Below are 5,374 nucleotides of genomic sequence, written 5' to 3' on the forward strand. Positions count from 1 at the left end.
CGATAATAGTTCCTGCCCCGCCACTTCCATCTAAAGTCAATTGAGACGTGTCGATGGAACCGCTTCCCCTCGCTACAACGTTTGCGTCCATCTGGTAGATATCAAGAATATATGCCGCTTGCGCCGTCTCCGACATCAACCCCAAAGCCAATCCGGCCGCTAAGACCGCGTGTTTAATCCGCATGTAACTCATCCTGGGTGCTGAAAATGAACTTGCGTTCGCACTATAGGCCGGAGAAGTAAAATTCGGTCAATGTTAACAGGACCTTGCGTTCGAATAATGCTCGCATGTGGCATCGATGTTGACGGCGGCCTTGACGGGAGGCACAAAAGTCGCCTCGACAACGGCACCCATCCTAGTCTGAGAACTTGCAGAGCCCGGCCCGTGCGCAAGCATCGGTCGGGCTTGCGCGTTTCTGGGCTGGCCTAGACCTAACGATGTCTGCTTCCAGCATCGGGACCAAGGTCGGTTCCCCACCCCAAGCCGGCCGTGATGGCTCGGCCTGAGTAAGCGCCAGAGCGGGTATCGTTCAGGTCTGCTTCGGGCCGAACCCAGTCATAGGTTGGCGGTGTCCTTGAGGTACACCCATTTCGGACTTGATCGAAGCCGATGCCAATGCTCGGGCGCCGGTGGCCATACGAAAACGCCCGCAGCGTAAGCCACGGGCGCGTTGACCAAATTGAACGAGACCGAGTGGCCTACTTACATCGCGCTCATCTTTTGCGCCATTTGCAGGTGCATTCGGACAATCGGCACGGCGCTCTTCGCTGCAGCCTTAACGGCCGGCGTCTCGCCCGTTTTGGCGTATCCGGACTGCAACTCAAGGGCTTCCTGGTGCGATTGCACCTGTTGAATCAGATAGGCCTTGTCGAAGTCTGCGCCCGACATGCCTTGGAGCTGGGAAACCATCTGCTCCTGATCCGCGCGAAGTGGTGGCGGAGGCGGCGGGGTCATGCCGGCCTTCTTGACAGCTTTCTCTAGGGCCGCCGTGGTCTTCATGTGGTCGCGGACCATCTTGGCTCCGAACTTACGGACGGCAGCCGTTGAGCCCATCTTTTGAGCCATCTTGCCTTCTTGAATTTCGAACTGGTCGGACTGGCCGGCTGCGGTCACGAAATCAGGAGTCGCCATAGGTGCTGATGGGTCAGCCGGTGCCGGAGCGGGTTGCGCGAATGCAGAGCTGGCAAAACACATGCTGACAGCTGCGGATAAAAGGAAATGCTTCATTTAGGGTCTCCCTATTGTTCTTGCGAACCAAGCAGATGAACGTAGGTTCCCTTCGCGAGGCAAAGAGTCCTATCTACTTGTTCTGCCATCCTGCTGAGGCCCATGCGGATCGCGCGCACGTCGACCTCAGCCGGCACATGAATCTTGTAGGATGCGGGATCGGCCTCGCCCTCGGCGATAGCGAGCGCCTGGCGGGTGCCATCGAGGATGTTGGCGGCACGGCTGGCCATGGTCAGGCTCCACATCCGAGGTGACACGCAACAAGGATCGGACACGTTTAGGGCTCGACCCGCAGCGACATTGCCGCGCGATCCGAGCCCCGCAAGTCCCCGAAGGGATAGTCTAGAAATGCAAAAGCCCTGCCTCGGAAGACAGGGCTGTCAGCCGTTCGGGCTTGTCGTCGCCCTACAAAGCCCGCCACCCCGCCGGGTGGACTTGAGGCGCACCCCAGCAAGCCGGGAGCGCGACGAACCCTGATATCATGCCGCCTGCCCTAGCGTCTCCTCGACAATCTTGGGATTGCGCTCGAGCATGGCCAGCAGCACGCGCGCCGGTCCTTCGGGACCGCGGCGCCCCTGCTCCCAATTTCGCAGGGTGCCGAGCGAGACGCCGATCCGGCCGGCAAAGGCACCTTGGCTGAGGCCTGTGCGCTTGCGGACGGCCGGCACATCGATCGCCTCGGGCACATGCACCACGAGCCCGGGCACATCGACGCCCTTGGCGTGTTCCAAAGCCTCGCCGAGGCCTTCCATGATCCGGCTTGCCAGACTGCTCATCATCGTTTTCCTTGTCGCCTCTCGCGCCAATACCGTTTGATTGCCGTTGTGGCGGCCTTCATGTCGGCAATCTCGTCCTTGGTGAAATTATCGGCGTCGCTCTTGCTCAGGACGGCCAGCAGATAGGCCGGCACGTCGGCGCCGAGATAAGCCACCATGACGCGATAACCGCCGCTCTTGCCCTTGCCTTTGCTACGTGCCCCCACGCGGACCTTGCGCACGCCACCCGAGCCCTGCACCTCATCGCCTTGGGTAGGGTCGAGCGCGACAGCATCGACCATAGTCTTGCGCTCGGTCTCAGTCGCACCGGCTTTAGCTGCGTCCCGAAGGAAGGCAGGCGTCTCGACGACGGTGTGAAGGGCTGCGGTCACACGCTTTTAGTAAGTCAATGGCGTATGTAAGTCAATGGCGTATATGCCCCTCCAACCTTTGCAGCTCAGTCCCGATCGGCGCCGGGAATATCGGGAGAAATCCGCTCGCGGTATTCGTCGATCGCGAGGAAGGCTTCATGAACGGCCTGTGGGTCCATGTTGTCGCCGACAACCAGGGTGTGGAAGTCGATGAACATAAGGGCAATTTGCTGCCATAGCTCAGCGTCGTGACGTTCCATGTAGCAGGATCCGCCTGTATTGTCGTAGGAGCGCGACCACCCCGTGCGATCCGGCCAGGGGCCAACCTTGACCTCGTGCCCGCGTTGAGCCTCGCCATGCGCAGGGTTCCACGCGATCATGCTTTGTATCAGCTTCATGCCTCGCCTCAGCATCCCGGCCTTGAGCCACGCCGAAGGAATGGCTGCCGATATCGCCTATGGGCTTGAGGACGACATCCTTACGCTCGAGCCCGCGTTGCCAGCCGTGATTGCGATGCAGATCATGCTGCAGACCCGAGGGGGCGTCGAAGACGATGCGACCATCGCGGCCGGGGCCGAGATGGGCATCGCAGCCCTGGCGCTCCGGGGCCTGCTGCCACTTCTCTCGGGCGAGGTCGCCGCCACAGCTCGCGACCTTATCGCCAATCCAGAGCGCCCCATGGCGCGTAGCCGGCTCTGGCAGGGCACCGCGCAAGCCATCACCATCGCCTGATCCGATCCGGTCGGCACCCTACCGGCCCCCTACTCGACACCCCCTTCCACAAACTGGAGATCAGAACGTGCAACAGCGCGACCAGGAGAAGTGCGCCCGCAGGCGGCGCACCGCCTTCAGGCTGCCGCGCTATGCGAGCGCGATCATGCCGGCGGCGAGCAGCACGCGGGGCGACACGTCGTCAAACACCGTGAACGGATCCTCGAGCAAAGACCATAGCCGATCGCCCAGCAGCGAAGGCGTCAGCGTGGCGCCGCCGGCCATGCGGGTCAGGATGGTGGCTTGCGCTTCTATCATGCCGTACGGCAATCTTGCTGCAACCTCGCAGCGACATTGTCGCAAGATGGCTGCGAGCTTTCAGATACCAAGATAGCGCGCCGAGCTGTCTGACGGCCGAGCATGGGTATAGCGCCCCGTTGTCGCCACGCTGGCGTGCCCCAAGGTCGCCTGCACAAGGTGTATGGGCGCGCCACGGTCGAGACTGTGCGAGGCATGCGCGTGCCGCAGCCAGTGCGCCGACACATCGGTCGAGAGCCCAGCCCGCGCCGCTGCCGCTTTCACAATCCGGTGGACGGCCGAAGGGTCGAGGGCCCCGCCCTTCTGCGACGGGAACACCGGATCATCCGGGCCGGCCTCGCCCCGTATGGGCTCGAGCGTGCGCCAAGTGTTCGCCGAAAGCAGGATCACGCGCGTCTTGCCGCCTTTGCCGTAAACGGTCGCCTGTCCCGCGTCACCGTCGCGGGCCGCGAGATCCCGCCAGCGTAGGCCGCACACTTCGGAGATCCGCAGGCCGCCCCCATAGGCCACCGTCAGCAGCGCCCGGTTGCGGGTGTTCAGCTCCATGCGGATCAGCAGCAGGGCGTCGGCCTCGGGCATGATGCGTTCGGCCAGCGTGTTCTTGACGCTCGGCGCCTTCACGGCCTTGCCGGCGTTGAATGGCGCATAGCCGAGATCGTATGCGAACGAGAGCAGCGACTTGATGGCTGATGCTGCATTGGCCCGTGTGGCGCTCGCCTGCCCGTCCAGGCCCGCCAGGAACGCTTGCACGTCGCTGACGCGGACCTCGCGCAAGGGTCGGCCGGCTCCGGCAAGGAACCGCTCGGCTTGGCGCCGGTAGTTGCGCTGGGTGTGGCGGCTTTCGTGCCGGGCGACCCACGTCTCTACGAGCTGCCGATCGGTTTCAGCTTCGACGCGGGCCGGTAAATTGGGGTGCGGAACGACGACGGGTACGCTCACAGTCCGGCCTCTCGCCGGTCCCTCTCTGCCAACCGCAATCGAAAACGCTGAAGTTGCGCCGTGATCATTGTGGTTCGAGCGCCCACGCTGATTGGCAGCTGGTTCACACGCTCAATGTAGCTGCGAGCCTGTTTCCGAGTAGGAAAACGGAGCACCAGCTTTCTGGCGGGATGCACAACTGAATTTCGCTGCCCGCCCTTCGGCTGGAAGTTGCCTCCGAGGTCACTAAGACGGCGAAGCCAGTCCATGTTCTGGTGCCATGCGTTCGACGCTTCGTCACAGGTCGCTACGACAATTGCGCTCATGCCCCGTCCTCACACCAATGCAAGATAAGCACACTTGTCTTGCGTTTCATGTTCTGGCATAGCCGCGAGCATGCAGCAAGGCGCCGTCTTGCCGCTATCTCGCAGCCGGATCGCAGCCATTTCAGCTTGCGGCAAGCTTGAAGCACGATGGGAGGCCCATGTCGTCGATCGTCGCTTTCGTCTCGCAGAAGGGCGGCGTGGGTAAGAGCACGCTGGCTCGAGCCCTCGCCCGTGAAGCCGCATTCGGCGGGTTGAGCGTGAAGGTGGCCGACCTGGACACCCAACAAGGCACATCCGTCGATTGGCACCGAGCCCGGCTCCATGCCGGCATCCAGCCCGTGGTTTCGGTCGAGGCCTTCGCGACCGCAGCCCAGGCGCTCGCTGCGGCGTCGGGATTTGACCTCCTCATCATCGACGGCCCGGCGCGCACCAGCCAAGGCACCCTGGAGATCGCTAAAACTGCCAACCTCGTGGTGCAGCCGAGCGGCGCGTCGCTCGACGACCTCCGACCGGCCGTCCGCGAGTTTCACGCGCTGGTGAAGGCCGGCATTCCGCTCGGCCGGCTCGCCTTTGCGCTCAATAGGATCGGAACGGATGCGGAGGAGACCGACGCGCGGTCCTACCTCGAGCAGGCAGGATATGCCGTGCTTGCCGGCTGCCTTGTGGAGCGCCCCGCCTACCGTCAGGCACAGAACCTCGGCCATGCCGTGACCGAGACGCGGAACGCCCAGCTCAACGGCCGCGCCC

General features: G+C 63.0%; 10 protein-coding genes. 2 read left to right on the forward strand and 8 right to left on the reverse strand.

What is annotated here, in order from left to right; all coding sequences use genetic code 11:
- The 6 genes from P7D22_RS20010 to P7D22_RS20035 form a co-directional block, all read right to left on the reverse strand.
- Positions 1–184 (reverse strand): hypothetical protein (locus P7D22_RS20010; RefSeq protein WP_319936025.1); only part of this gene is annotated, 184 nt, incomplete at its 3' end.
- A gap of 519 nt (positions 185–703) precedes the next feature.
- Positions 704–1,228, reverse strand: a complete 525-nt coding sequence (locus P7D22_RS20015; protein WP_319936026.1) for a DUF4142 domain-containing protein — start codon at positions 1,226–1,228, stop codon at positions 704–706.
- An 11-nt stretch (positions 1,229–1,239) separates the two neighbouring features.
- Positions 1,240–1,458, reverse strand: coding sequence for a hypothetical protein (locus P7D22_RS20020; RefSeq protein ID WP_319936027.1), 219 nt, complete (start codon positions 1,456–1,458; stop codon positions 1,240–1,242).
- A 249-nt stretch (positions 1,459–1,707) separates the two neighbouring features.
- On the reverse strand, positions 1,708–2,004 hold the full coding sequence (locus P7D22_RS20025; RefSeq protein WP_319936028.1) for a helix-turn-helix domain-containing protein: 297 nt from the start codon (positions 2,002–2,004) through the stop codon (positions 1,708–1,710).
- Complete coding sequence (locus tag P7D22_RS20030) at positions 2,004–2,375, reverse strand: type II toxin-antitoxin system RelE/ParE family toxin (protein WP_319936029.1); 372 nt, start codon at positions 2,373–2,375, stop codon at positions 2,004–2,006. Before P7D22_RS20030 ends, P7D22_RS20025 begins: the two co-directional genes overlap by 1 nt.
- Positions 2,376–2,440: 65 nt before the next feature.
- The gene (locus P7D22_RS20035) at positions 2,441–2,752 is read right to left on the reverse strand and encodes a hypothetical protein (protein WP_319936030.1); all 312 of its coding nucleotides are present in this window, start codon (positions 2,750–2,752) and stop codon (positions 2,441–2,443) included.
- A gap of 22 nt (positions 2,753–2,774) precedes the next feature.
- Between P7D22_RS20035 and P7D22_RS20040 the strand changes: the two genes are divergently transcribed.
- Complete coding sequence (locus tag P7D22_RS20040; RefSeq protein WP_319936031.1) at positions 2,775–3,086, forward strand: hypothetical protein; 312 nt, start codon at positions 2,775–2,777, stop codon at positions 3,084–3,086.
- A 129-nt stretch (positions 3,087–3,215) separates the two neighbouring features.
- Here P7D22_RS20040 and P7D22_RS20045 read toward each other — a convergent pair whose 3' ends face one another.
- The gene (locus P7D22_RS20045; protein ID WP_319936032.1) at positions 3,216–3,383 is read right to left on the reverse strand and encodes a hypothetical protein; all 168 of its coding nucleotides are present in this window, start codon (positions 3,381–3,383) and stop codon (positions 3,216–3,218) included.
- 60 nt (positions 3,384–3,443) lie between these two features.
- Entirely contained in the window at positions 3,444–4,322 is an 879-nt protein-coding gene (locus tag P7D22_RS20050; RefSeq protein ID WP_319936033.1) for a tyrosine-type recombinase/integrase, read from the reverse strand.
- A 463-nt stretch (positions 4,323–4,785) separates the two neighbouring features.
- Between P7D22_RS20050 and P7D22_RS20055 the strand changes: the two genes are divergently transcribed.
- Positions 4,786–5,374, forward strand: a 589-nt coding sequence (locus P7D22_RS20055; protein ID WP_319936034.1) for a ParA family protein, incomplete at its 3' end; no start/stop codon positions are given.

The sequence above is a fragment of the Lichenihabitans sp. Uapishka_5 genome, assembly GCF_033947565.1.
Lineage (GTDB): Bacteria > Pseudomonadota > Alphaproteobacteria > Rhizobiales > Beijerinckiaceae > Lichenihabitans.

What these genes read in the sequence shown, in the direction of transcription:
- P7D22_RS20015 (WP_319936026.1), bottom strand. Translation starts at nt 1,228, where the DNA reads ATGAAGCATTTCCTTTTATCCGCAGCTGTCAGCATGTGTTTTGCCAGC.
- P7D22_RS20035 (WP_319936030.1), bottom strand. Translation starts at nt 2,752, where the DNA reads ATGAAGCTGATACAAAGCATGATCGCGTGGAACCCTGCGCATGGCGAG.
- P7D22_RS20045 (WP_319936032.1), bottom strand. Translation starts at nt 3,383, where the DNA reads ATGATAGAAGCGCAAGCCACCATCCTGACCCGCATGGCCGGCGGCGCC.
- P7D22_RS20025 (WP_319936028.1), bottom strand. Translation starts at nt 2,004, where the DNA reads ATGAGCAGTCTGGCAAGCCGGATCATGGAAGGCCTCGGCGAGGCTTTG.
- P7D22_RS20020 (WP_319936027.1), bottom strand. Translation starts at nt 1,458, where the DNA reads ATGGCCAGCCGTGCCGCCAACATCCTCGATGGCACCCGCCAGGCGCTC.